General features: G+C 73.0%; 15 protein-coding genes and 1 pseudogene. 10 read left to right on the top strand and 6 right to left on the bottom strand.

Annotated features, from left to right (window positions below):
* The 4 genes from ACYUD3_RS37555 to ACYUD3_RS37540 form a co-directional block, all read right to left on the bottom strand.
* Positions 1-558: substrate-binding domain-containing protein (locus ACYUD3_RS37555; protein WP_470980694.1), on the bottom strand; the 558-nt coding region annotated here is incomplete at its 3' end.
* 70 nt (positions 559-628) lie between these two features.
* Complete coding sequence (locus ACYUD3_RS37550; RefSeq protein ID WP_470980691.1) at positions 629-1,741, bottom strand: ABC transporter permease; 1,113 nt, start codon at positions 1,739-1,741, stop codon at positions 629-631.
* Positions 1,741-3,291: a sugar ABC transporter ATP-binding protein gene (locus ACYUD3_RS37545; protein WP_470980688.1), complete on the bottom strand. Its 1,551-nt coding sequence runs from the start codon at positions 3,289-3,291 to the stop codon at positions 1,741-1,743. The genes ACYUD3_RS37550 and ACYUD3_RS37545 overlap by 1 nt, the downstream gene beginning before the upstream one ends.
* Before the next feature lie 96 nt (positions 3,292-3,387).
* Positions 3,388-4,176 carry an IclR family transcriptional regulator gene (locus ACYUD3_RS37540; RefSeq protein ID WP_470980685.1) on the bottom strand — a complete coding sequence of 263 codons (789 nt, stop codon included), beginning with the start codon at positions 4,174-4,176 and terminating at the stop codon, positions 3,388-3,390.
* Positions 4,177-4,361: 185 nt separating this feature from the next.
* On the opposite strand from ACYUD3_RS37540, the gene ACYUD3_RS37535 reads away from it, so the two are divergent.
* The 5 genes from ACYUD3_RS37535 (at position 4,362) to ACYUD3_RS37515 (ending at position 12,091) form a co-directional block, all read left to right on the top strand.
* Positions 4,362-5,342: a cyclase family protein gene (locus ACYUD3_RS37535; protein ID WP_470980682.1), complete on the top strand. Its 981-nt coding sequence runs from the start codon at positions 4,362-4,364 to the stop codon at positions 5,340-5,342.
* Positions 5,342-6,430: an NAD(P)-dependent oxidoreductase gene (locus tag ACYUD3_RS37530; RefSeq protein ID WP_470980679.1), complete on the top strand. Its 1,089-nt coding sequence runs from the start codon at positions 5,342-5,344 to the stop codon at positions 6,428-6,430. Before ACYUD3_RS37535 ends, ACYUD3_RS37530 begins: the two co-directional genes overlap by 1 nt.
* The gene (locus ACYUD3_RS37525; protein ID WP_470980676.1) at positions 6,427-7,317 is read left to right on the top strand and encodes an NAD(P)-dependent oxidoreductase; all 891 of its coding nucleotides are present in this window, start codon (positions 6,427-6,429) and stop codon (positions 7,315-7,317) included. The genes ACYUD3_RS37530 and ACYUD3_RS37525 overlap by 4 nt, the downstream gene beginning before the upstream one ends.
* Before the next feature lie 138 nt (positions 7,318-7,455).
* The gene (locus ACYUD3_RS37520; RefSeq protein ID WP_470980673.1) at positions 7,456-9,747 is read left to right on the top strand and encodes a helix-turn-helix transcriptional regulator; all 2,292 of its coding nucleotides are present in this window, start codon (positions 7,456-7,458) and stop codon (positions 9,745-9,747) included.
* A gap of 13 nt (positions 9,748-9,760) precedes the next feature.
* The gene (locus ACYUD3_RS37515) at positions 9,761-12,091 is read left to right on the top strand and encodes an ATP-binding protein (protein ID WP_470980670.1); all 2,331 of its coding nucleotides are present in this window, start codon (positions 9,761-9,763) and stop codon (positions 12,089-12,091) included.
* A gap of 21 nt (positions 12,092-12,112) precedes the next feature.
* On the opposite strand, the gene ACYUD3_RS37510 is transcribed toward ACYUD3_RS37515, so the two are convergent.
* Positions 12,113-12,865, bottom strand: coding sequence for a thioesterase II family protein (locus ACYUD3_RS37510; protein ID WP_470980667.1), 753 nt, complete (start codon positions 12,863-12,865; stop codon positions 12,113-12,115).
* Positions 12,862-18,474: pseudogene (locus ACYUD3_RS37505) on the bottom strand (thioester reductase domain-containing protein); the annotation flags it as partial. The gene ACYUD3_RS37510 and the pseudogene ACYUD3_RS37505, both read right to left, overlap by 4 nt.
* Before the next feature lie 259 nt (positions 18,475-18,733).
* Here ACYUD3_RS37505 and ACYUD3_RS37500 point away from each other — a divergent pair.
* From ACYUD3_RS37500 to ACYUD3_RS37480, 5 genes are all read left to right on the top strand, one after another.
* Entirely contained in the window at positions 18,734-21,586 is a 2,853-nt protein-coding gene (locus tag ACYUD3_RS37500) for an aminotransferase class III-fold pyridoxal phosphate-dependent enzyme (RefSeq protein WP_470980664.1), read from the top strand.
* 75 nt (positions 21,587-21,661) lie between these two features.
* On the top strand, positions 21,662-22,855 hold the full coding sequence (locus tag ACYUD3_RS37495) for an acyl-CoA dehydrogenase family protein (RefSeq protein WP_470980662.1): 1,194 nt from the start codon (positions 21,662-21,664) through the stop codon (positions 22,853-22,855).
* Between the two features lie 70 nt (positions 22,856-22,925).
* Positions 22,926-24,275, top strand: a complete 1,350-nt coding sequence (gene ccrA, locus ACYUD3_RS37490; protein WP_470980659.1) for a crotonyl-CoA carboxylase/reductase — start codon at positions 22,926-22,928, stop codon at positions 24,273-24,275.
* A complete protein-coding gene (locus tag ACYUD3_RS37485) occupies positions 24,272-25,144 on the top strand; it encodes a 3-hydroxybutyryl-CoA dehydrogenase (RefSeq protein WP_470980656.1) in 873 nt (290 codons plus the stop codon). The genes ccrA and ACYUD3_RS37485 overlap by 4 nt, the downstream gene beginning before the upstream one ends.
* Before the next feature lie 56 nt (positions 25,145-25,200).
* Positions 25,201-26,196 (top strand): 3-oxoacyl-ACP synthase III family protein, encoded by a 996-nt coding sequence (locus tag ACYUD3_RS37480; RefSeq protein WP_470980653.1) that lies wholly within the window; start codon positions 25,201-25,203, stop codon positions 26,194-26,196.
* Positions 26,197-26,371 lie beyond the last annotated feature (175 nt).

Genomic DNA, 26,371 nt, shown 5'->3' with positions numbered 1-26,371 from the left:
GGTGGTGATGTTGCTGAAGAGCTTGGGGCTGGTGCTGGGGCCCGGTGCGTCCACGGCGTGCCAGCCGATGAGCGGGATTCCGGCGGCGTCGGCCTGGGCGGTCTGCTGCGCGGTCGACTTGGGGTCGAAGCCCGACAGCACGATGCCGTCGGGTCGGACGGCGACCGCCTGGCTCAGGGCCGCCTGGATACCGGCCGGGGTGCCCTGGCCGTCGATGACGCGCACCTTCCAGCCGATGGCCCCGGCGGCTTCCTTCACCCCCTCGGCGGCGCCCGAGACACCGGGGTTGGTCATGCTCTGCGCCACGTAGACGAGGGTCTTGCCGGGGACCGCCTTCGGGCCGGTGGCCGGGCCGCGCCAAGGGGCGCTGACGTCTTCGGCCGCCTTGACGGCCGTCCTGGCGGCGGCGAGCACGGCCGGGCAGCCTGCCTTCGAGGAGACTGCGGTGCTGGTGTCGGAGGTCTGCGAGCCGCGGGAGCAGCCTACGGCGAAGGCGGTGAGCACGGCGAAGGCGGCAACGGTCCTCAACGGCACCGTGCGGGCGGCCTGGTGGGACACGGCGGGGCTCCTTGCTGACATACGGAAGGGGAAGGGGGGAGGGGCTGGCGTACCTGCCGGGGCCCGGTCTCTAGTCCGCGGCGGTGGACCTGCGGGTGGCACTCGCCCCGGCGCGCAGCCTGCGGCGGGCCGAGTAGCCGGCCAGGCCGACCGCGAGGAGGAGGGTCCCGCCGTTGAACAGGGACGTGGCCCAGAACTCGGCCCCCAGCTGCTGGATGCCGGCGAGACCGATGGCGAGGACGGAGACGGCGACCACGGTGCCGGCGGCGTTGGCGCGGCCGGGTTTGATGGCGGTGGAGCCCAGCAGCGCGCCGACGAAGGCGGGCAGCAGATAGTCCATGCCCACGCTGGGGTTGCCGATCTGCTGCTGGGAGGCGAGCAGGACTCCGGCGCAGCCGACCACGAGCCCGGAGCCGGCGAAGGCGTAGACGCCGTAGCGGCGGGTGGGGATGCCGACCAGGTCGGCGGCCCGGACGTTCGAGCCGATGACGTAGAGGTAGCGGCCCAGCGGCAGCCGCTCCAGCAGCAGCCACAGGACGACGGCGAGGCCGAGGACGTAGAAGGCGGGCACCGGCAGGCCGAGGAACTTGGAGTCGTACAGGTCGGTGAAGGCGGCGGGCAGTCCCTGGGGGCCGGGGACGATGCGGGCGCCGTCGGTGATCCAGCCGGTGCAGGCGTAGAGCACGCTGCCGGTGCCGAGGGTGGCGATGAACGAGTCGATCCTGGCGAACTCGACCAGCAGGCCGTTGAACACGCCGATGACGCCGCCGCCGATGACGACGGTCAGGCAGGCCAGCGGCCAGGGCCAGCCGTTGCTGACGATGAGCTGCATCGTCAGCACATGGGCCAGACCGAGGCCGTAGCCGACGGACAGGTCGAACTTGCCGGTGACGATGGGGATCATCGCGCCGAGCGCGAGCATGGCGGGGATCGACTGGTTGGACAGGATCGAGGAGATGTTGTCCAGGGTCGGGAACGTGTCCGGCAGGGCGAGGGAGAACAGCAGGAACAGCAGGACGGTGAGGGCGAGCAGCCCGTAGGTGCCGATCAGCTGGCCGCGTGAACGGCCTGCGGGGGCGGCTGCCGTGGCGGTGGCGGGGCTGCGGGGGCGGGTCTTCGTGCCCTGGCCGGCGTCGTCGGTGGGCTGCTGCGGGCTGCGGGAGGGTCCGGTCTCGGTGGCCATCAGTCGTTGCCTGTTCCGGCCGGCGCCGGCATGGCCGACGCGGCCTGGGTGAGTTCGGTGACGGTGAGGGTGTCGCCGGACAGTTCCGCCGTCGCGCCGCCCCGGACGAAGACCAGGGCGCGGTGGCAGACGTCGGCCACCTCCTCGAAGTCGGTCGAGATCAGCAGGACCGCGAGTCCCTGGGCGAGGGCGTCGTCGAGGAGCCGGTAGATCTCGGCCTTGGCGCCGACGTCGACGCCCGCGGTCGGCTCTTCGAGGATCACCACGCGGCGGCTCAGGCGCAGCCAGCGGCCGATCATGATCTTCTGCTGGTTGCCGCCGGACAGCGTGGCGATGGGTGCCTCCGGGGCGGCGGGCAGGACGCCGAACCGCTCGACGAGCGCGGCGGCCTCGGCGCGCTCGCGCCGCGGGCTCGTCCAGTGCCAGGGGGAGCGGGCGTCGGCGCGCGGGTTGGCCAGGAAGTTCTCCCGCACCGTCAGTTCGAGGGCGCAGCCCTCCTCCTGCCGGTTGCTGGTGACGAAGCCGATTCCCGCGTCCACGGCCGCGGCGACCGATCCGGGGCGGTAGGGCCGGCCGTCGAGCAGCGCCCGGCCGCCGGTCAGGGGCCGGGTGCCGGCGAGGGCGCGGCCGAGGTCCATGTGGCCCGCTCCGGTGAGGCCGACCATGCCGAGCACTTCCCCGGCCCGCAGTTCCAGGTCGACGGGTCCGGTGCCGCCGGTGCTGACGCCGGTGAGGCGCAGCACGGTGGGGGCGTCGGCCGGCGCGGCGCGGGCGGTGGACGGTCCGTGACTTTCCGGCTCGTGGCCGACGATGTCGCGCACGAGCCGGTCCGGGGCGTGCCCGGCGAGGCGGCCCTGGCTGATGAGGCGGCCGTCGCGCAGGACCGCGAAGCGGTCGGCGACCTGGTAGACCTCGTCGAGGCGGTGACTGACGTAGATGATGGCGTGGCCGCGGTCGCGCAGGGTGTGCAGGACGTCGAAGAGCCGGACGCAGTCCGCGGCGGGCAGGCTCGCGGTCGGTTCGTCGAGGACGATGAGGCGGGCGCGGGTGGACAGCGCGCGGGCGATGGCGACGAGGGAGCGTTCGGCGCGGGTGAGGTCGGCGACGGCCGCGTCGGGGTCGAGGTGGCCGGCCACGATGTCCAGGGCCTCGGCGCAGAGCCGCCGGACCCGCCGCCAGGAGACCAGGCCGGCGCGGCGGGGGTAGCCGGTGCCCAGGGCGACGTTCTCCGCCACCGTCATCCACTCCACCAGGCCGAGGTCCTGGTGGATGAAGGACATCTCGGCGCGGGCCGCGTCGGTGCCGAGGGGGTGGCCGGCCACGGTGATCCGGCCCTCGTCGGCGCGGTGGACACCGGCGAGGATCTTGATGAGGGTGGATTTTCCGGCGCCGTTGTGGCCCAGGAGGGCGAGGACGCTGCCCGCGTGGATGTCGAGGCCGACGTCGGCGAGGGCCAGGGTGGCGCCGAACCGCTTGCGCAGTCCGCGGATCGTCGCCAGGGGGTGGGGAGCAGGGGGGCTGGGAGCTGTGCCGTCGGGAGCGTCGTTCACAGACTTCTCCGGAATGTGCAGGCCGAGGACCGATCCAGCGGCTCGACCAACATCCTGAACTCGGCCCAACATTCTGGTCAATGCTTGTGCTGGCTTTTATTGAACCCGGGTTGCCGTCGGCAGCATGGGGTTCTCAAGCCCCGTCGCGATCTCCCGGAGGTCCTCCAGCAGCGCCTGGCGCAGTCCGTCGTCGAGCCGGGCCTTCAGGACGGTGACGCTGATGGCGAAGGGGGCCGAGTCGGTACGGGAGCCGGCCACCGCGACGGCCAGGCAGACGACGCCCGCCGTGGCCTCCTCGTCGTCGATCGCGTAGCCCCGCTCCCGGGATCTCGCCAGGTCCTCCAGCAGCGCGGGCACGGAGGTGAGGGACCGCTCGCTGAGCGCGGGCAGGACGCGGCCGCGCAGCCGGTCCTCGGCCACCGCGGGGGCCAGGGTCGACAGGATGGCCTTCCCGGTGGCCGTGCAGTTGGCCGGGAAGCGGTCGCCGATGTTGGCGGTGAGCCGCAGCGGCTGGGTCCCGTCGTACCGGGCCAGATAGAGCACGTCCAGGCCGTCGAGGACGGCGACCCGGGCCGTCTCCCGGGAGATGTGCGCGGTGCGCCGGCACAGTTCGTAGAAGTCGCGCACCTGGTCCACCGCGGCCAGGTAGCGGCCGCCGAGCTCGACCAGCTTGCGTCCCAGGGTGAAGCCCGCCCCGTGCCGCGTGATCATGCCCGCGGCCTCGAGGGAGTTGCAGAGGTTGCCCGTCGAGGACTTCGGCAGCCCCAGGACGCGCGCGATCTCACTGACCGTCAGGCGGCGGCCCTCTGCCTCGCCGAGCGTGTCCAGGATCGCCACGGCCCGCGTCACCGCCGGGACAAGGCTGCCCGGGTCGCTTGCGTTCACCGTCAACTCCATCCATCATTCTGTTCTCGGTACAGCATGTTGTAATTGTCTCTCGTATCTCACCGAACGACAATGCCGTTGGCGCCCGCTTTGACGGTGAACTCGCCGAAGTCCCCCACCGTAGCGGTAGCGCGCCGCCCGGGACGGCCGTCGAAATCCTCCGAGCCTTGGAGCGCTGAGCAGCGATGACCAGCAGCCCGCCCGACTCCTTCTCCCCGCCTCCCCTCACCCCTCCCGTCCCGCCCGACAACGGACCGCACCTCTCGCGCGAGGAGTTCGACGCCCTCTTCGACATGGTGCGCACCTGGGGCCACTGGACCCCCGCCGACCGCGGCGCCTGGAACCGGGTCACCCCCGCGCACGTCCGACGTGCCACCGCCCTCGTCCGCAGCGGCACCACCGTCCCGATGGCCCTGCCCTGGAACACGCGGCCGGGCCCCGACAACGGCAAGCCCGCCCTGCACTACATGTCCGACCTCGGCGACGTGGAGCGCCCCGAGCCGTCCTGCCACAAGGACTTCATCGCCGTCGACTACCACGGCAAGGGCGTGAGCCACCTCGACGCCCTCTCCCACATCGCCTACCGCGGCCAGCTCTACGACGGCCGCACCGCCCGCGAGGTCGTCGACGCGGCGGGCGCCCACTTCGGCGCCGTCTCGGCCCTCGGCCCCCTGGTCACCAGGGGCGTCCTCATCGACCTGCCCGCCGTCCTCGGCGTCGACTGGCTGGAACCCGGAACCGCCGTGCACGCCGCCGACCTGCTCGCCGCCGAGAAGTCGCTCGGCGTGACCATCGGCGAAGGAGACGCGGTGCTGCTGCGCTCAGGTCACTTCCGGCGCCGCGCCGAACGGGGGGCGTGGAACCCCGACACCGCGAGCGCCGGCCTCCACGTCGACGCCGTACCGCTGCTGGCCGAACTCGGGATCTCCCTGCTCGGCGGCGACGGCGACAGCGATGTGCGGCCGTCCCCGGTCGAGGGGCTGCACTCTCCCGTACACGCCCTCGCCATCACCGCCATGGGAGTACCGCTGCTGGACAACCTCGATCTGGAGGCGCTGTCCACCGCCTGCGCGGCGGAAGGCCGCTACGAGTTCCTGCTCGTCGTGGCACCGCTGAACATCCCCCGCGGCACGGGCTCACCCGTCAACCCGGTGGCGGTGCTGTGATGACACATCCCCAGCCGGCCGGGGGCCGGTTGTCCGTCGGCGTGAGCCACGACTTCCTGGACGGCGACGGCCGCAACCTGTGGGGGGACATCCGGCTCGGCGAGCTGGACGCCGCGGGAATCGACTGGCACTACCTGCCCCGCGCCACCGACGAACTCCTCGCGGCGGACATCGACGGCCTCGACGCCGTCCTGTTCGCGGCGCCCGCGATCACCCCCCGCACCTTCGCCGGCGCCACCCGCCCCCCGCTGCTCCTCGCCCGCTTCGGAGTCGGCTACGACACCGTCGACCTCGACGCCTGCACCCGGCACGGCGTCCTGGTGACCATCACCCCGGACGGCGCCCGGCGCCCCGTCGCCACCGCCGCGCTCACCCTGCTGCTGGCCGTCCTGCACAACGTCACCGCCAAGGACCGGCTGGTACGGGAGGGCCGCTGGGCCGAGCGGACGCGGTGGATGGGGTACGGGCTCACCGGCCGCCGCGTCGGACTGCTCGGGCTCGGCAACACCGCCCGCGATCTGGTCGGGCTGCTGCGCCCCTTCGACGTGGAGATCGTCGCCTGCGACCCGCACTGCCCGCCGCGGACGGCAGCGGAACTCGGCGTACGCCTCACCGACGCGGACACCGTGATGGCCGAGTCGGACGCCGTGATCGTGATGTGTGTGCTCAACGAGGAGACCTTCCATCTCGTGGACGCGCGGAGACTGTCCCTCATGAAGCCCTCGGCGGTCCTGCTCAACATCGCCCGCGGCCCGATCGTCGACGAGACGGCGCTGACCGAGGCCCTGCGCGACGGGCGCATCCGAGGCGCGGGCCTCGACGTCTTCGAGTCCGAGCCGCCCGACCCCGGCAACCCGCTGCTGCGCATGGACAACGTGGTCCTCAGCCCGCACAGCCTCGCGTGGACGGACGAGATGTCCGCCGGCAACGGCGGCAGCGCCGTCCGGGCCGTGCTCGACGTCGCGGCCGGCAGACTGCCCCGCTTCGTCGTCAACCGCGACGTGATCGGACACCCGGGCCTGTCCGCACGCCTGGCCGAACTGGCCGCTCGCGGTGGGCGGTTCGCACCTGCGCAGGCCCCGGCATGAGCGCCCCGCACACACCGTCCGCGACGGTCGGCTTCGTCGGGCTCGGCGCGATGGGCCTGCCGATGGCCGCCAACCTCGCCGGGGCCGGCTTCGACGTCCTGGCCTGGAACCGCGGCCGTCCCGCGCTCGACTCGGCCGTCGCGGCCGGCTGCCGTGCGGCGGAGCGCCCCCGGCAGGTGGCGGCCGAGGCACCCGTCGTCCTCAGCATGCTTCCCGACCTGCCGCAGCTGCGGGAAGTCCTCGACGGGCCGCACGGACTGATGGCGGGTCAGGCCCCGGCCGCGCACACCCTCGTGGTGATGGGCACGGTCTCCCCCGTCGGGGTCCGCGCCCTGGCCGGCGAACTGCGACCGCGCGGCCTCACGGTCGTCGACGCCCCGGTCAGCGGCGGGGTGGCCGGCGCCCGCGCGGCCTCCCTGTCCATCATGGCGGGCGGCGCGCAGGACGCCGTCGAACACGTCCGCCCCTATCTCGCCGCGATGGGATCGACCGTGCGCCGCATGGGAGACACCGGAGCCGGATCGCTGGCCAAGGCGTGCAACCAACTCGTCGTCGCCGGAACCCTCGTGGCCCTCGCCGAAGCCGTCGTGCTCGGCGAGCGCGGTGGACTGAGCCCGGCGGACCTGCTGGAGGTCCTGGCCGGCGGGCTCGCCTCCTCCGAGGTGCTGACCCAGAAACGGCACCACCTCGCCGACAGCGACTTCACCCCGTCCGGGCCCGCGCGCTACCTCCACAAGGACCTCGGCTTCGTCCTGCAAAGCGCCGCCGACACGGGGGCCACGCTGCCGCTGTCCGACGTCGTCGCGCGGCTGTACGCGGAGATCGACGCCCAAGGTCTCGGCGACCTGGACAACAGCGTCGTCCTGCGACTCCTCCGCGACGGCTGACGCCGGATCTGTTTCCCGCCGTGGACCTCGAACCGCTCGTGCGCACGGTCGGTTCCTTGGTTCGCGTTACCAGGTTCGGGCGCGATGTTGGGACCGCGAAGCGAGAACCCGGACTCGCGTGGATTGTCTACTCACCGCATGCTGCGCTCGCGACTCGCCCAACCAGCGGTACGGCTGACCGAAGGGGCCCTGGACGGCGATCCGCCGGTGGGACCGGGTTCGTTCGTCGGCCGCCGAAGCGAGCTGCGCACGGTCCGGCAGGCGGCCAGGAGACACCGGCTCGTCACCCTGACCGGCCCGGGCGGCTGCGGCAAGACCCGGCTGCTGGCGGAGACCCTGCGCGGCTCACCCGCGCGCACCGGCCGGCACGTGTGGTGGGCGGACCTCGCGTCGGCGACCGACGGCCCGGCCGTCACCGAACTGGTCGCCGCGGCGATCGCCTCGGCGCCGGCCGGCGACCTGTCGATCGACGGGCTGGTCTCCGCCATCGGCGACCAGCACGCCGTCCTCGCCCTGAACACCTGCGAGCGTGCCCTCGAACCGTGCGCCCGGCTCGTCGCCGAGCTGACCGGCTGCTGCCCGGGACTACAGGTCCTGGCCACCAGCCGGGAGGCGCTGGCCCTGCCCGGTGAAGCGGTCGTCCCGGTGCCGCCCCTCTCCGTCCCCCCACTGCGACAACGCCTGAGCCCTTGGGAACTGCGGCGGTTCGAAGCCGTCCGGCTGTTCGTCGACCGGGCCCGTGCCGTCGCCCCCGATTTCGAGCTGACCGAGGCCAACGCCGCCGCCGTCGGCACGCTGTGCGCCCACCTCGACGGTCTTCCGCTCGCCGTCGAGTTCGCCGCGCGCCGGGTGGCGCGCCAGCCGGTGGAGGAGATCCTGCCCACGCTGTACCGCGGCGACGGCTCGGCGACCGCGGCGGACGGCTCCGGCCGGCAGGCGAGCCTGCGCACCGTCGCCGACTGGAGCTACCAGCTGCTTGGCGCGCGCCACCGGGCCGTGCTGCGCAGGCTGTCGGCACTGCCGAGGGACGCCGCCTTCGACGCCGCGGAGGCGGTGTGCGCCATCGGTGACGTATCGGCGGCCGAACTGCCCGGCCTGCTGGCCGATCTCGCGGCGAAATCACTGCTCACCCGATGCCCGCCGGCCGCCGGAGGCGGAATCCGGCAGCTCGGGACAGTCCGGCGGTACGCCGCCGGCCGTCTCGTCGAGGCCGGCGAGCGGGCCGCCGCCCGGCAGGGCCTGATCACCTGGCTGGGCGACCGCGCGACGGAGTTCGTCGAGACCGGGTACGTGCCGGAGAAGACCGCACGCTGGATCGCCGCGCGGAGCGAGTACCTGGCCCTGGCGGTCCGTTGGAGCGCCGACGGAGACCGGGACCGCCACCTCCCCCTGGCCACGATGTTCGGCTGGCACCTGGCGCGGGCCGGTGACCTCCGGGCCGCCGAGCGCGTTCTGCAACAGGCGCTGCTGCGGTCACCGTCCGCGCCGCACCGCGACGTGCTCCTGACGCACCTCGCCGGGGTGCGGTTCTCCTCGGGCGCGCGGGCGGCCGGGATCCGGGGCCTGCGACAGGCGGTCTCGGCGTTCGAAGCGGCCGGGAACGACGCCGGCCTCGCCGCGGCGCTGCTGGCCCTCGGCGCCGCCCGCGCCCGCGAAGGCGAGGCGGCGTCGGCGACGCGGCACTACGAGGACGCGTCGAAGCTGCTGGCCGAGCGCGGTGAGCACGCCGGTGTCGCCGCCTGCCGGCAGTACCTCGCCTGGCTCGCGGCGCGCTGCGGGGACGCCGATCGCGCGGAGCGGAGCACCGAGCGGACCCTGCCGGTGCTGCGCCTGTACGGCGAATCGCGGCTGGTGTCGTTCGGGTGGTGCACCGACGGCACCGCGGCGCTGGTCCGGGGCGATCTCGCGACCGCGGAGTCGATGTTCTCGCAAGCCCTCGAGTGCGCCGACGGCGAGGAGCTGTCGCCCGCGCTGGACGGACTGGCGGCAGTGGCCGCGCGCACGGGCCGGCACCGGCGGGCGGTCATCCTCAGGGCGGCGGCGCAACGGCTCGCGTGCCCGCCGTCCACCTCGCCGTGGCACAGCGTGTTCGCCGGCCGGCCGCTCATCGCCGGAGCCGCAGCCCTGCTCGAAGCGGGCGCGTACCGGGCCGCCGAGCGGTCGTCACGGACGCTGACCCGTCAGCAGCTTCTCGACTACGTGCACAACGGCACCGCACGTCCCGCCACCGCCGAGCCGCCGCTGAGCCGGCGGGAGAACCAGGTCGCCGAGTTCGTCGCGGCCGGGCTGACCAACCGCGTGGTCGCGGCGCGGCTCCAGATCTCCGAGCAGACCGTCGGCTCCCACATCACCAGCATCTACTCCAAGCTGGACCTGAGTTCCCGCTGCGAGCTGGCGACCTGGCTCGAGGCCAGGGCCTGCGGTGAGTGAGGGCGGGAGCGCGATGGAGACGACGTGGTCGCGCTGCTCGTGCTGCGCGGGCCCGCTCCCCACCGGGCGGCCGGGGCCGGCCGCGAAGTACTGCTCCAACGCGTGCCGCCAACGCGCCCACCGCCGGCGCCAGCACGACCGGACGGCACGCGCCCAGGAGTCCGCGCGCGGCACGTCCCGCGCCGGCGGCGGCGTCCGGGCCCTCCAGCCGGCGGCCGACAGCTTCGTCGGCCGCGAGGCCGACCTCGCGCACGTGGCACAGCTGCTCCCGCGCCATCGGCACGTCACGCTCGTCGGAGCGCCGGGCGTGGGGAAGTCCCGGCTGGCCCGCGAACTCGCCCACCGGACCAGGCAGTCCTATCCGGGCGGGGTGTGGCACCTGGACATGGGCCGCGCCCCGAAGCCGGACGAGATCCGCGCCGGCCTCGCCGGAGTGCTGCGCCCCGTGCGGCTTCCCGTGCTGCTGCTGCTGGACGGCTGCGACGAGGCCCTCGACGCGGTCGCCGAACTGGTCGCGTACGTGTCCTGCCGGTGGCGCCACGTGACGACCCTGCTCACCAGCCGGGAACCGGTACGGCTCGCCGACGAGACGCCGGTGGCGGTGAGCCCGCTGCCGGCCGCCGGCCGGGGCGACCGGGACGCGCCCGTCGGCGCCGCCGTCCAGCTGTTCGTCGAGCGGGCCCGCGCCGCCGATCCCTCCTTCGTCCTGGACTGGAGCAACGAGGGTGACGTGGTGCGCCTGTGCGCGCACCTCGACGGGCTGCCGCTGGCCATCGAGTGCGCCGCGCGGAGAATCGGGTTCTTCACGCCGGGAGAGCTTCTCGAACGGCTCGGCGACGGGATCGGCCTGCTGAGCGCGCACGGACGGTACCAGGGCCCGCGTGAGGCCCTCCAGCGGAGCTACCGCCTGCTCGGCCGTGGCGAACAGGCGGTGCTGCGGCGGCTGTCCGTGCTGGGCACCGAGTTCGACCTGGCCGACGCGGTGTCGGTCTGCGCGGGCGAGGACGTTCCCGCCGGCGCGGTCGGCGCACTGCTCTCCCACCTCGCGGCGAGATCACTCGTTCTCGTCGCCGGTGAGCGGTACCGCCAGCTGAACATGGTGCGCGGGTTCGGCCGTGAAGTCCTCGCCACCGAGGGCGAGGACGCCGACGCGCGGGACCGGTGGGCCGCCGCGCTCGTCCGTGACATGCAGCGGGACGGCGGCACGAAACCGCACGTCGCGGCGGAGCCCGAGACCCTGCGGGCGGCCTGTGCCTGGGGGAGTGAGCGCCGTCCTGAGTGGAGGGGGCCGCTCGCCGTCGCGCTCGGCCGCTGCCTGCTCCGGCACGGCCACGTCCGGCAGGGCGACTACGACCTCGTGCGCTCCGCGCGCACCTCCGTCCCGCGCACCTCCCCGTGGTCGGGACCCCTGCTGGTGGAGTGCGCCGCGCTCGCCAACTGGGTCGGCGACCACGCCGGCGCCCTGGCGTTCGCGCTGGAGGGCGTCGACGCCGCGCGTGCACCGGGCCGGTCGGCGCTGCTGGCGCGGGCGCTGCTCGAACTCGGCGCCGCGTACTGCCTGGCGGGTGAACTCACCCGCGCGAGCCACTGCCTCCGGGAAAGTCTCGCCATGCACCACGCGGCCGGCCGGGCAGGGCAGGCCGGCGCGTGCCTGTACTGGCTGGCGGCCAACGCCCTGTCCCGCGCGGACGCCCACCGCTGCGGCGCCCTGGCCGCGAAGGCCGTCGAGTCGCTCCAGGTGTCGGGCCCCCGCCCGCTGCTGCTGCGCTGCCTGCACCTGGCCGGTCACGCGGCCCTCGTCCGAGGCGACGTCGAACACGCCCGCGCACGGTTCACCGAGGGCCTCGACGCGGCCGCGGCACACCCCTGGGCCGCCGGTCTCATGCTGGAAGGCCTGGCCGTCGGATCCGTACGGGACGGGGATGCGGCGCCGGGTCTCTACATCGGCGGCGCGGCGCTGCGTCTCCGCGCTGCTGTCCCCCGCCCCGGGCAGGGCTGGGACCGGCTGGTGAGGACGGCTCTGGAGAGTGCTCGCGGTGATGTCGACGTACGGGAGATCCAGCGGATCGGCGCGGCGGCCGCACGGGCGACGGTCCAGGACGTGGTCGCCTATGTACGGCCGCGCGAGTCGTCCGACGACGACCCGACGGCGCTTCCGCTCCTCGCCGAATGGGAACACGACATGCTCACGCTGGTCGGGCGCGGGCTGACCAACGTGCAGATCGCGCGCCGGCTGCGGATCTCACCGCGCGCGGTCGCCTACCGGCTGACCGGTGTACGCCGCAAGCTCGGACTGCGCTCGCGCACCGATCTCGCCGTATGGGCGGGCCGCAACGCGCGCTGACAGCGCCGGTCCCCCCTGTGCTCAGGCGGGGACGAGGACCTCGGCGATCGCCTGGGTGACCTGCGCGCCATGGTCGTTGAGGTAGAAGTGACCACCGGCGTAGGTCCGCAGGGTGAACCGCCCGTTCGTCTGCTCGCGCCAGTCGTCGGCCTCGTCGCGGGTCACCCGGGGGTCGGCGTCGCCGATGTGGGCGTGGATCGGGGTGTCGAGCCGTGGACCGGGTGCGAAGCGGTAGGTCTCGACGGCGGTGTAGTCCGACCGCAGCGTCGGCAGGATCAGCCGCACCAGCTCGTCGTCGCCGAAGACCCGTTCATCGGTGCCGCTGAGCCTCTTGACCTCGGCGAGGAGCCCGGCGTCGTCGCGCAGGTGCACGCTTTCCTGACGGATGCGGGTGGGCGCGACCCGGCCGGAGACGAACAGGGCGAGGGCCGCCGTGCCGGCCCGCTCCAGGCGCCTGGCCACCTCGAAGGCGACGGTGGCGCCCATGCTGTGCCCGAACAGGACGGTGGGCCGGTCCAGCCACGGCGGCAGGAGCGAGGCGACCGTCTCGGCGAGGTCCACGAGGGACCTGACGCCGGCCTCGTGCCGCCGGTCCTGCCGGCCGGGGTACTGGATCGCCAGCACCTCGGCCCCCGGGGCCAGCGCTCGGGCGACCGGTATGAAGTAGCTGGCCGCACCGCCGGCGTGCGGGAAGCACACGACCCGGTACGGGGCGTCCTCCGCGGCGGCGTACCGGCGGATCCACCGGCCGTCGTCGTCGTTCCGCTCAGTCATCCGGCAGTTCCTTCCGTCGTGGCGGGAAAGTAACCCGATTCGGTGAAGAAGCGCGCGTACAGGTCGAGCAGCCCGGGGTCGATCTCGGGGCAGGTGATGCCGGATCCGGCGAGGGCCCGTTCGGTCCCGTCGACGTCGACGGGGACATGACTCGCCTCGCTCAGCTTCATGAACACGCTGAAGATGTCGACGACCGGGAACAGCGCGTTGTCGCGATCGGCCCGTACGGTCGTCACGAAGTCGGCCCAGGGCACGTCGTCGAGCCGGTGGCCGGACGCGCGCAGCCGGTTCGCGATCTCCCGGAAACTGACCGGCTTCCGGTTCTGGAGGTGGAACGTCCGGCCGGCCGCCGACCGGGTCCGGGAGAGCCTCACCATCGCCGCGGCGACGTAGTCCACCGGGATCATGCCGACCAGCGCGTCGGCGTCGGACGGCAGCGCCTTCGCCTGAAGGGCGCCTTTGAGACTCAGCCAGATGAAGTCGCGTGTCTGGCACGCCCCGTCGCGCTGGTCACCGCACACGACATCGGACCGGTAGACCGTCACCGGCACGCCCCGGCTCCTGGCGATGTCGATCATCCGCTCCGCCACGTACTTGCTCTGGGTGTATCCGGTCGGAAGCTCCGCACCCGGGCCCGCGGGGTCGTTCGGCGCCAGCGCGCCACCGTGCGGCGCGCGGCGCGCGAAGACACCGGTCGACGAGAGGTAGTGCACCGGCACCGCGCGATACCGGGTGGCCAGCCTCAGCACCTCCTCGGTGCCGGTGACGTTGACCGCCTTCAACGCCGCGTACGAGTGCAGCCAGTTGACGTCGGCGCCGACGTGATAGATCACGTCGACCGTGCGGGCGAGCGCGTCGGACGTCTCCGGGGTCAGGCCGAGGCCGGGCCGGGCGAGGTCGCCGACGACGATAGCGAGCCGGTCCGCGTCGATCTCGTCCCAGATCCGGTACCCCGTCAGGGCGGCGCGCAGGCGCTCCAGCGCGGCCGCCTCGTCCTCGGCGCGGACGAGGCAGTGGACCTTCGCCCCGGTGACTCGCATGAGCTCCCTGAGCAGGAACGCTCCGACGAACCCGGTCGCGCCGGTCAGGAACACGTGACCGGCTTCCACGGGAACCGGGGCCGCCCCGGTGGGGGCGACCACGTCGGCGGCGAGCCGGATCTCCGCGTCGAAGTCCACCGCGGCCGGCGCCGGGCCCGAGAGCGCGAGCGAGCCGCCCACCAGCTCGGCGTGCAGGTGCTCGACCAGTTTCGTGAGGTTCTCGTGGTCGAACAGCGCGCCCGGCGACAGCCGCACACCGGTCGCCGTGCTCAGCCGGTTGCCGAGTTCGACGGCGGTGAGGGAGTCGAGGCCGAGTTCTTTGAACGGATGGCCGGGGTCGATGCCGGTGAGGTCGTCGTGGCCGAGGGTCGCGGCGAGTTCGACGTGGGTGTGGTGCAGGAGACGCCGGTGCTGTTCGCCGTGGGACAGGCCGGCCAGTTGCTCGACCAGGGGCGGGGTCGCGGTGTCCGCGCTGCGCCGGGCCTCCGACAGGCCGGCGAGCAGGGGGCTGGGGCGTTGTGTGGTGAAGGCCGGGACGAACCGCCGCCAGTCGGTGTCGGTGACCGTCAGCAGCGTGTGATCGTCGAGCAGCGCCCGCTCGAGCGCGCCGAGCGCGGGCTCGGGTTCCATCGGCCGCAGCCCGATACGGCCGAGGTGTTCCAGCAGCGCCTCGTCGGCCAGGCCGTCGCTGTTCCAGGTGCCCCAGGCGATCGAGGTGGCGGCCAGGCCCAGACCGCGGCGGTAGCCCGCGAGCCCGTCCAGGAACGCGTTCGCGGCGGCGTATCCGGGGGAGCCCGCGCTGCCCCAGCTGGCCGCGCCGGACGAGAACAGCACGAACGCGTCCAGGTCCAGGCCCAGTTCTCCGGTCAGTTCGTGCAGGAGCCACGCGGAGCCGGCCTTGGCCCGCCACAGCCCCTCCAGCCCGCCGGCGGTGATCTCCCCCACCGGGGCGTCCCCGTCGCCCACCCCCGCCGCGTGCACCACCGCCGTCAGCGGGTACTCGCCTGGGATCGCGCCGAGCACGGCCGTCAGCCCCGCCCGGTCCGCCGCGTCGCACGCGGCCACCGTCACCCGCGCCCCCGCCTCCTCCAGCCCGGCCCGCAGACCGGCCGCACCGGCGGCGGCCATGCCGCGCCGTGACACCAGCACGACATGCTCGGCGCCCCGCGCCACCGCCCACCGCGCCAGATGCGCCCCCAGCGCTCCCGTGCCGCCGGTGATCAGCACCGTCCCGCGCATCGCCCACGCACGTTCGCCGTGCCCGGCGCCCGGAGCCGAACGGACGAGCCGCCGCGCGAACACTCCGGCCGGACGTATCGCGACCTGGTCCTCGGCGCCCGGCCCGCCGGACACCACCGAGCGCAGCAGCCCGGCGACCTCCTGGTCGACCCGCTCGGGCAGGTCGACCAGCCCGCCCCACCGGTGCGGCAGCTCCAGCGCCGTGGCCCGCCCCAGCCCCCACAGCGCGGTCTGCTCCGGCGAGCGCACCTCGTCCTGCGGCCCGACCGCGACCGCGCCCCAGGTCAGACACCACAAGGGCGCCGTCACCCCCGCCCCGGCGAGGGCCCGCACCAGCCACACCGTGCCCGCCAGACCCACCGGCACGGCCCCGGCGACACCGTCCGCGAGCCCCAGCAGCGAAACGACCCCGGCCACCTCGCGGGCCCCCGCACCGGCCACCGCGTCCACGACCGCCCGTTCACCACCGGCCAGGTCCACCTCGACCAGCGCCGTCGCCCCCAGACCCGACGCCAGCACCTCCGTCCACCGCGCGGGCACCCCCGTGGGGACGACCACCAGCAAAGTCCCGTCCTGCGCCGCGCCGACGGGCACCTCCCAGGGGCGCCACCGGTCCTCGTACCCCCACGCCTCCGTGGCCGACGTTCCGCAACCGCCGCCGGCCCGCGCCGGCGCCGCCGAGGGCGGGGCGAGCCAGTACGGCCTGCGCTCGAAGGGGTACGTCGGCAGGTCCGTCCAGCGCGCGCCGGTACCGGCGAACACCGCCCGCCAGTCGATCCCGGTGCCCAGCACGTGCGCCTGGGCGAGACCGGCGAGCATCGTCCGCACCTCCGGCCGGCCACGCCGTTGCAGCGCGACGAATCCCGCGTCGACGCACTCCCGGCCCATCGCGGTCAGCACACCGTCGGGACCGACCTCGATGAACCGGGTGACGCCCTGCTCGTGCAGCCGGCGGACCTGATCGGCGAACCTGACCGGCCGCCGTACGTGTTCGACCCAGTAGCCCGGTGTGGACACCTCACCCGTCGGCGCGGCCATGCGGACGGCCGGTGCCGCGAACGCGAGCCTGTCCACGACGTCCGCGAACTCGCCCAGCACCGGTTCCATCAGCGGCGAGTGGAAGGCATGACTCACCTTCAGCCGGCTGACCTTGTGGCCGCGCCCGGACAGCGTGCGCTCCAGCGCGGACACGGCGTCCCCGCTGCCGGAGAGCACGACGGACCGGGGGCCGTTCACCGCCGCGACGGCCACGTCCCGCTCACGCCCGGCCAGCAGCGGCAGCACCTCGTCCTCGGCGGCCTGAACGGCGAGCATCGCGCCGCCTGCGGGAAGCGCCTGCATCAGCCGCGCCCGCGCCGCGACCAGACGGCACGCGTCCGGCAGCGCGAGCACCCCCGCGACGTGCGCCGCGGCGATCTCACCGATCGAGTGGCCGGTCACGTAGTCCGGTGTGACACCCCAGGATCCGAGCAGCCGGAACAGCGCCACCTCGACCGCGAACAACGCCGGCTGCGTCCACTCGGTGCGCTCCAGGTCCGCGCCCCCGAACACCACGTCTTTCAACGACCCCGGCAGCAGTCCGGCGAAGCCGTCGCACACCTCCTCGAAGGCGCCGGCGAACACCGGGAAGGTCTCGGCGAGCTCACGGCCCATCCCGGCCCGCTGCGCCCCCTGCCCGGTGAACAGGAACGCCGTCCGGCCGTCACTCGCCGTTCCGCGCAAGGTCGTGGCGCCGGGAGCGCCGTCGGCGACGGCCCGTACGCCCGCGACGAGTTCACCGACGTCCTTGCCGAGCACCGCAGCCCGGTACGGGAAGGCGGTGCGGCCCGTCGCCAGCGAGTACGCGACGTCACGAGCCGGGACATCGCCCGCGCACTCCACGCGGGACACCAGCTGGGCGGCCTGCGCGCGCAGTGCCTCGGGCGTCCTCGCGGACAGCAGCCACGGAACGACCGGCAGGGCGCGGCCGGCGTCGGCGGTGGCCGCTTCCGCCTCGGGCGCCTGCTCCAGGACGAGGTGCGCGTTGGTGCCGCTCACACCGAAGGCCGACACGGCGGCGCGGCGGGGCCGGCCGTCGTCCGGCCAGGGCAGCGCCTCGGTCAGCAGCTCGATCGCGCCCGCCGACCAGTCGACCTCGGGGGTGCGTTCATCGGCGTGCAGGGTGCGCGGCATGACCCCGTGCCGCAGCGCCATGACCGTCTTGATCACACCGCCCACACCGGCCGCCGTCTGGGCGTGACCGATGTTCGACTTCAGGGTCCCCAGCCGGACGGGCCGCTCCGGGGTGTGCGCCCGGCCGTAGGTCGCGAGCAGCGCCTGCGCCTCGATCGGATCGCCCAGCTGGGTTCCGGTGCCGTGCGCCTCGATCAGATCGATGTCCGAGGCCGCCAGACGGGCGTTCGCCAGCGCCTTGCGGATCACCTGCTGCTGCGCCATGCCGTTCGGCGCGGTCAGCCCGTTGGACGCGCCGTCATGGTTCATGGCCGAACCGCGGATCACCGCGAGCACCGGATGCCCGTGGCGCCGGGCGTTCGACAGCCGCTCCAGCAGCACCATCCCCACCCCCTCGGCGAAGCCCATGCCGTCGGCCGCGCTGGAGAACGCCTTGCACCGCCCGTCCGGCGACAGGCCGCGCTGCCGGCTGAACTCGACGAAGAACGACGGGTTGGCCATCACCGTCGCACCGCCGGCCAGGGCCAGGGAGGACTCGTCGCGCAGCAGCGACTGGGCGGCCAGATGCAGCGCGACCGCCGACGACGAACACGCGGTGTCCAGCGTGATCGTGGGCCCTTGCAGCCCGAGCGTGTAGGAGATCCGGCCGCACGCCACGCTGGACGCCGTACCGGTCATGAGATAGCCCTCGGTGCCCGGTACGGGATCGTCGCCGAGTCCGTAGCCGTTGTAGAGCACGCCCCCGAACACGCCGGTGTCGCTGCCGCGCAGCGAGCGGGGATCGATTCCGGCGCGCTCGATCGCCTCCCAGCTGGTCTCCAGCAGCAGCCGTTGCTGGGGATCCATCGCCAGCGCCTCACGGGGGGACGTCCCGAAGAACGCGGCGTCGAACCCCTTGACGTCGGAGAGGAAGCCACCACCCCGGTTGTAGAACGTGCCCGACGCGTCGGGGTCGGGGTCGTAGCCGCCCTGGACGTCCCAGTCCCGGTCCGCCGGCATCTCACCGATGGCGTCGACGCCGTCCGAGACGAGATGCCACAGCTCTTCGGGCGACGCCACGCCGCCAGGGAACCGGCAGCTCATCCCGATGATCGCGATCGGCTCACGGGGGAGCGCCTCCAGCTCCGCTATCCGCGCTTCGGCCCGGTGCAGGTCGGCGGTGACCCACTTGAGGTAGTCGAGGAGCTTTTCGCGTTTGTCCATCGGTGGCCGATCCTTTTCCCGTGTCCCGGCGAGACTGACCCATGGGGATCGTGGGAGCTGCCCCGGCTCCCGGGCAATCGGGACTTTGGGAAACCCGACCTGTAACACGGGCGCGCGTTACAGGTCGCGCTTCCCGAACCCTCTATTGCGGGCGCGTCACGAGGCCACGGACGCTGAACAGGCAGCCACCACCTGATGCACGCGAGGAGCCACCGTGGCAGGTCCGACCCGTTTCACCGACTCGTGCCTGACCGAACTGCTCGGCGCCTTCGGGACCGACGTCGAGTACGTCCGGGCGAAAGGCGACACACTGTTCTATCGGGCGGGCGACGGAACAGAGGTCCCTGTACTGGACCTCCTGAGCGGAGTCGGATCGCTCATCCTCGGACACAACCACCCCGACCTCGTGGACGAGGCGAAGAGATTCCTGGACGCCGATTCCCCCGTCCACACCCAGGTGTCCGTACACGGAGGCGCCGACGAGGTCGGGCGCCTGCTCAACGAGATCATCCACCGTGAGTTCCCCGGCACGGAGGACTACCTGACGATCCTCGCCAACACCGGCGCGGAGGCGATCGAAGGAGCCGTCAAACACGCGGAGTTCGACCGGCTCCACAAAGCGACACGGCTGCTCGAGGAGATCGAGTGGAACGCCGGCAACGCGATCGCCGCGGTCCGCGGCGGATCGGTCCGGCTGCCGGACGGAATACCGTCGCTTCCCGCAGGCCACCCGGTGCCCACCACCGTCGAGGAACTCGAAGGCGTGCTCGCCGGACTCCTCGCGGACAACCGGGAGAAGCTCGGCAGGCCCCCGGTCTTCTTCGCCCTGGAACGCAGCTTCCACGGCAAGCTCGTCGGCAGCGTCCAGCTGACACACGGCCCCTCCTACCGCGCGCCGTTCGCGACACTCGGCCTCGCCACCCGGTTCATACCGCCCGACCAGCCGGACGTACTCCGCGCGATCGCCGACGAGGAGCGGGTCACGGTGTTCGACGTCGTGCTCGGCGACGGCCGGATCGACATCGTCGAGCGGGACTTCCCGGTCTTCGCCGCACTGCTTGTGGAACCCGTCCAGAGCGAGGGCGGCATCCACGTCCTCACCGAGGAGTTCGCCGCCGCCGTACGGGCGATCTGCGACGACATCGGCTGCCCGATCGTCGTCGACGAGATCCAGAGCGGAATGGGCCGCTGCGGAGCCTTCTTCGCCGGCTCCCTCAACGGCTTCCGCGGCGACTACTTCACCCTGTCCAAATCACTGGGCGGAGGACTCGCGAAAGTGTCGGCGACCCTGATCCGCGAGTCGCTGTACCGCAAGGAATTCGAATTCATCCACAGCTCGACGTTCGGCCGGGACGGCTTCTCCACCGCCATCGCCCTCAAGACACTGCGACTCCTCGAAGCGGACGGCGGAAAAGCCTACGAGCGCGCCGCCGAACGGGGAGAACGCCTGACGCGGATGCTGCGTGGCCTCGCCCGCGCACACCCGGACGTCATCGCCGACGTCCGCGGTCGCGGACTGCTGATCGGACTCGAGTTCACCGGGCAGTACACCGCGACCTCGGCCGTCATCAGGCGGCACGCGCTGAGCGGCACCTTCGGCCAGGCCATCGCGGGCTACCTGCTCCGGGTGCACGGAATCCGCATGCTGCCCACCGGCAGCGCACCGAACGTGCTCCGCATCGAACCCTCGATCTACCTCGGCGACGCCGAGATCGCACACCTGGAGAAAGCACTCACCGAACTCTGCGCACTCCTGCGCAACCAGGACGCGCTGCACCTCGTCCAACCGCTGATCTCACCGCAGCCGAGGCCGCCCGTCGCGGTCAGGGACTTCTCGGCGCCCCCCGGCGACCAGACCGGCCGGCCCGACGACGGGCGCCCGGCGCGCAAGGTCGCCGTCATCAGCTACCTGCTGACCCCCGGCACCCTGCGTGAACTCGACCCCTCACTCGGCGAGCTGGACGACCACCAACTGGAGACCTACGGCCGCAGCCTGGAACCGCTCAAGGCGATTGCACCCCTGACACCGACCCGGATCGACTCCCCGCTCGGCACATCGGTCGAACTCACCGTGTTCCCGCTGGCCATCACGTCACAACGGCTCGCCGAGCGCATCCGGCTCGGACAGCACGAGGAGATCCGGCTGGACATCGAGGCATACCTGCGCATCATCAGGGACAGCGGCTGCGAGATCGCCGGCATCGGCTTCCACGCCGGGACGGCCACCGACCGCAGCGCCGTCCGCGTCCCCGGGATCACCCCCGGCTCCGGCCTGGCGCTCACCGCCGCGACCGCGGTGCGGGACCTGACGGCCGCGGCCGAGGAACACCACGGCGGACTCGACGGGCTCACCCTCGCGGTGCTCGGCGGGGCAGGGCGCGTCGGCTCGGCCTGCGCGGCACTGGCGGCGGAGCACGTGTCGAAGATCGTCCTCGTGGGCAGCGGCCGCGACGGCAGTGAACCTCGGCTGCGCGCCGCCGCCCACCGGGTCTACCAGGAAGCCTGGTCACGCGTCGCCGAGGGCGGGGAACTCTCCGGCATTCCAGCGCTGCTGCGGAAAGAGTCACTGATCGAGAGCTGGTTGCAGGAACAGCGCCCCGGCGACGAACCCAGCGGTGAACTCATCGCCCGGTACGTCCAGGACCGGTACGGAACCGATCCGTTCGTCGCGGTCACCGACGACCTCTCCGCGCTCGCGGAAGGCCACCTGGTGCTGTCGGCGGTGACGAGCCCGACCCCCGCGCTGACCGGCGAGCACCTCCGCGAAGGCGCGGTCGTGTGCGACGTGGCCGTCCCGGCGAGCACGGTGGACGGCGCCGCACTGCTCCGCGAGGGCATCCACTACGTCCGCGGCGGAATCCTGGCGGCACCCGGCGGGGCCAGCCTGCCCGCCGGCGTACGCGGCGGCCTCGGCGACGGAGAACTGTTCGCGGGGATGGCCGAGGCGGTCGTGCGGGGGCTGGCCGACGCCGGTCCCGAACCGTTCGGCGGCCAGGTCACACGCTCCCGTGCGCGCGACATCCTCGCGCTGGCCCGCCGGCACGGGTTCACGCCGATCACGTCCTGAGCCGCCGGCCCCCGACACCTCCCTCCGACATCTCCCTTCGACATCTCCCTCCGACACCTCCGAGGAGAAGACACCATGACCGCAGACTCCGGCGCCGCGGGGCCGGCCGCCCCAGACGATCTGGTCGCGAGGGCCCACGAACTGATCCCGTTCCTGCGCTCCCACTCCGAACGCTCGGAACGCGAGTCCACCCTCGCGCCCGAGGTCGTGACGACCCTGCGCGACGCGGGCTTCTTCCGGCTGACCACCCCGGCGAAGTTCGGCGGCCACGACCTCTGTCTGTCCGCCGAGGCGAAAGCCATCACGGCGGTGGCCCGAGGATGCGCGTCGGCGGGATGGGTCGTCGCGGCCGAGGCCGCCTCGACGATGCTCGCCAACGTGGTCTCGGAGGCGGCGATGGCGGAGGCGTTCGACGGCCGGCCGGACGCGCTGATGCTGTCCACCGCCGTGGACCAGACCAAATCCGTGGCGACACCGACAGAAGGCGGCTTCCTGCTCTCGGGGTACTGCCGCTACGCGACCGGAGCCGAGATCTCCGACTGGGCGCTCGTGAGCGCGATACCCGTCAAGATCGACGACGAGGACCACGTGTTCAGCTGTCTGATGCCGATGACCGACGTGACGGTCGAACGGACCTGGAACGTGACCGGCATGGGCGGCACCGGAACGCACGCGCTCGTCCTCGACAACGTGTTCGTGCCGGAACACCGGACCCGGCGGTTCCGCGTCTCCGAAGTACTCGCCCTCGACGAGGACGACCGGCCGTCGTACTTCATCCAGGCCAGCCTGACGACACTCGCGGCGCTGGTCGGCGCCGCCCAGGGCGCGCTCGACGTCGTCCGGGAGACGCTCACGAAGGACTCGGTCCCGAAGGACGCACAGGCCGACTACCGGGTCAACGCCGCCATCGAATCACCGGGCATCCGCCTGTGGTTCGCCGAGGCGGCCCATCTGATCGAGAGCAGCACGCTGCACCTGATGCACGCCGCGGGCCGGCTCGACGACGTCGCCTACGAGGAACCCGTCCCCTGGCTGGAACGTGCCGAGATCAGGATGCACGCCTCCACGTCGGTCAAACTCGCCCGCGAGGGCATGGAGAAGCTGCTCGACATCAGCGGCGCGCGCGGCTTCGCCCTGACGAACCCGCTCCAGCGCTACTGGCGCGACCTCGCCGTCGGCAGCCGCCACGCCTCCTTCCACGCACCGACCCTGCTGGAGGACTACGGCCTCGCGCTCTGGGGCAAACGGCCCTCGCTCATTCTCATCTAGCGCGGCGACGCCCGCGCGGCTGATCCCCGCAACACCCCCCGGCCGGTTCAGAGTTCGAGAGAAGGACGCTATGGACGCACTATCCGAGGCCGTGCTGGCCGGCGCCGCGCCGCAGGAGCTGGAACGTATCGCGCCACCGCCCGACTACCTCGCCGCGCATCTGCGCGCCGAGGACGTGGACATGTTCCACGGCGTCGCCGACAAGGACGTACGCAAGTCGCTGCGGGTCGGCCGGGTGCCGATGCCCGAGCTGGCGCCGGACGAGGTGCTCGTCGCGGTGATGGCCAGCTCGATCAACTACAACACGGTCTGGTCGGCGATGTTCGAGCCGATCCCGACGTTCAGGTTCCTGCGCCAGCTCGCCCGCCGGGGCGGCTGGGAGGCCCGGCACGACCAGCCGTACCACGTGATCGGATCGGACGCGGCGGGCGTGGTGGTCAGGACCGGGTCCGGCGTCCGCCGCTGGAAGATCGGCGACCACGTGGTGGCCAGCCCGATGCACGTGGACGGCGAGGAGCCGATCGCGCACGCCGACGGGATCCTCGGCGAGGAACAGCGGGCGTGGGGCTTCGAGACCAACTTCGGCGGGCTCGCGCACTACACGGTGGTGCGCGCGACCCAGCTGGCGCCCAAGCCGGCCCACCTGACCTGGGAGGAGGCGGCCAGCAACCCGCTGTGCGCGGGCACCGCGTACCGGATGCTGGTCGGCGACCGCGGCGCGCGCATGAAGCAGGGCGACGTGGTGCTGATCTGGGGCGCCGGCGGCGGGCTTGGCGCGTACGCGGTGCAGCTCGTGCGCAACGGCGGCGGCATCGCCGTCGGCGTGGTCGGTTCGCCGGAGAAGGCCGCCCTGGTCCGCGAGCTGGGCTGCGACGTGGTCATCGACCGCAACGAGCTGGGCATGCCGGCGGACGGCCGGCCCACCCCCGAGCAGACCATCGAGGTCGGCAAGCGGCTGGGGTCGATCATCCGGCGGGAGGTCGGCGAGGACCCGCACATCGCCTTCGACCACGTGGGGCGCGCGACGTTCGGGATCTCCGTCTTCGTGGTCCGCCGCGGCGGCACGGTCGTCACCTGCGGATCGAGCAGCGGCTACGACCACTCCTTCGACAACCGCTACCTGTGGATGCGGCTGAAGCGGATCGTCGGCAGCCACTCGTCCAACCTCCAGGAACACGCCGAGTGCAACCGGCTCCTGTCGCTCGGCAGGATCCAGCCGGCGCTGAGCGAGGTCCACCCGCTGGAGGCGGTCGGCGAAGCCACCCGCCTGGTGCAGACCAACCTGCACGCCGGGAAGGTCGGCGTGCTCTGCCTCGCGCCCGAGCCCGGAACAGGCGTCACCGACCCGGGGCGGCGCGCCGCCATCGGAGAGGACCGCATCACCCTGTTCCAGCGGGCCGCCACGGCCGGTGCGCGATGAACGCGCCGCAGTGGCTGGGCCGCGTCGGAGTGGTGGGCTGCGGAGTGATGGGCACCGGCGTCGCCGAACTCTGCGCGGTCCGGGGCCTCGACGTCCTGGTCTTCGGCCGCCGGGAGACCTCGACCGACGGCGCGCGCGAGCGCCTGGCCGGATCGCTGGACCGCCGTGTGCACAAAGGCCGGATGACCGAGGCGGACCGCAAGGAAGCGCTGTCGCGCACCTCCTACACCACGGACCTCGGCACGCTCCACGACTGCCGGATCGTCGTCGAGTGCACACCGGAACAGGAACCCCTCAAGCGGGAGATCTTCACCGCGCTGGACCGGATCGTCACCGACGACGACGCCGTCCTGGCCTCGGTCACCTCGTCGATCCCCATCACCCGCCTGGCACGGGCGACCGCACGGCCCGCCAAGGTCATCGGCACCCACCTGTTCAACCCGGCGCCGACCATGCCGCTGGCCGAACTGATCCCCACCCTCCTGACCGACGACGAAACGATACGGCGGGCAGAGGAGTTCCTCGGCGACGTGCTCGGCAAACAAGTGATCCACGCGCCGGACCGAGCGGGCTTCCTGGTGAACACCCTGCTGATCCCCTACCTGCTGTCCGCCGTCCGCATGGTCGAGGCGGGCACCGCCACGGCCGCCGACATCGACCGCGCCATGATGGGCGGCTGCGGACACCCGATGGGACCGCTGGCGCTGATGGACCTCATCGGCCTCGACGTCATCGCCGAGGTCGCGAGCAGCCTGTACGCCGAGTACAAGGAACCGCTCCACGCCCCGCCCCCGCTGCTGTCGCGCATGGTCGAGGCCGGGCTGCTCGGCAAGAAGACCGGGACGGGCTTCCACACCTACCCGGTATGACCGCTCCCGGGCCCTGACCGTCCGCGCGAGCCCCGACTGTTCACAAGGAGATTGGCATGCCGGTCGGCATCCTGGGAATTGGTTCGTACCTGCCGGAGAACGAGGTCTCCAACGCGGACATCGCGGAGCGCGTCGCCGTCACCGAGGAGTGGATCCTCCACAAGACGAAGATCGAGGCACGGCGGTTCGCGGCCGACGACGAGGCGACCTCCGACCTTGCGGCCAAGGCCGGCCACGCCGCGCTGGCCTCGGCCGGACTGACCCCCGACGACATCGACATGATCGTCGTGTCGACGTCCACACCCGACTCGCCGCAACCGCCGACGGCATACCTCGTCCAGCACCTGCTGGGCGCCCGGCGAGCCGCCGCCTTCGACGTGAACGTCGTGTGCAGCGGCTTCGTCTACGCACTGGCGCTCGCCCAGGGCCTGATCGCCGTGCACCCCGGCCGCCGCGTGCTCGTCGTCGCCGCCGACCTGTACTCCCGGTCACTGGACTTCGGCGACCGCCGCACCGCCACACTGCTCGGCGACGGCGCCGGCGCGGCGGTCGTGGGGGAAGTGGGCGAGGGCTACGGCATCCAGCGCATCGACCTGGGCGCACGCGGCGACCTACAGCGGCTGATCCGCGTCGAGGCCGGCGGAACCCGGCGGCCGGTCTCGCCCGAGACGCTGGCCGACGGCGGGCACTTCTTCCGCATGGAGGGCCGGCTCGTACGGGACTTCGTACTCGAACAGGTCCCGCCGGCGCTCGCCCACATGGTGAAGGAGGCGGGAGTCGCGCCGACGGAGATCGGCCACATCGTCCCGCACCAGCCCAACGGCGCACTCCTCGACGAGCTGGACAAACGGTCCGGATTCCCCAACGCCCGCCTGCACCGCACCGTGGAGCGCTACGGCAACGTCGGCAGCGCCTGCGTGCCGGTCACCCTGGACGCCGCGCACCGCGAGGGCGCGCTGAACGACGGCGACCTCGTCGTGCTGACCTCGTTCGGCGGGGGCATGTCGACCGGACACTGCCTGCTGCGCTGGCGGCACCTCGAAGCACGCTGACCCCGAGCCGCCGGTCGTGCCGGGCCGCATGTGCGGGATCCGGCGCGCCGCGAGACGCGACGGCGCTGGGCTGTGCCCGCGCGGGTGAGGTGACGCCAGAGCTCACCGGCGGCGGTGCGACTCCGTCCCGACGAACGGCAATGGTCCAGCGCCTGCTCGGCTCTTGAACGCAGGA

Source organism: Streptomyces sp. AMJ-169, from assembly GCF_055597585.1.
The sequence above is the reverse complement of the archived record's forward strand: the minus strand, read 5'-3'. Positions and strand labels throughout refer to the sequence as shown.

Coding starts and splice junctions, on each gene's coding strand:
- ACYUD3_RS37515 (WP_470980670.1), top strand. CDS start 9,761: ATGGAGACGACGTGGTCGCGCTGCTCGTGCTGCGCGGGCCCGCTCCCC.
- ACYUD3_RS37510 (WP_470980667.1), bottom strand. CDS start 12,865: ATGACTGAGCGGAACGACGACGACGGCCGGTGGATCCGCCGGTACGCC.
- ACYUD3_RS37485 (WP_470980656.1), top strand. CDS start 24,272: ATGAACGCGCCGCAGTGGCTGGGCCGCGTCGGAGTGGTGGGCTGCGGA.
- ACYUD3_RS37495 (WP_470980662.1), top strand. CDS start 21,662: ATGACCGCAGACTCCGGCGCCGCGGGGCCGGCCGCCCCAGACGATCTG.
- ACYUD3_RS37550 (WP_470980691.1), bottom strand. CDS start 1,741: ATGGCCACCGAGACCGGACCCTCCCGCAGCCCGCAGCAGCCCACCGAC.
- ccrA (WP_470980659.1), top strand. CDS start 22,926: ATGGACGCACTATCCGAGGCCGTGCTGGCCGGCGCCGCGCCGCAGGAG.
- ACYUD3_RS37525 (WP_470980676.1), top strand. CDS start 6,427: ATGAGCGCCCCGCACACACCGTCCGCGACGGTCGGCTTCGTCGGGCTC.
- ACYUD3_RS37480 (WP_470980653.1), top strand. CDS start 25,201: ATGCCGGTCGGCATCCTGGGAATTGGTTCGTACCTGCCGGAGAACGAG.
- ACYUD3_RS37530 (WP_470980679.1), top strand. CDS start 5,342: ATGACACATCCCCAGCCGGCCGGGGGCCGGTTGTCCGTCGGCGTGAGC.
- ACYUD3_RS37520 (WP_470980673.1), top strand. CDS start 7,456: ATGCTGCGCTCGCGACTCGCCCAACCAGCGGTACGGCTGACCGAAGGG.
- ACYUD3_RS37535 (WP_470980682.1), top strand. CDS start 4,362: ATGACCAGCAGCCCGCCCGACTCCTTCTCCCCGCCTCCCCTCACCCCT.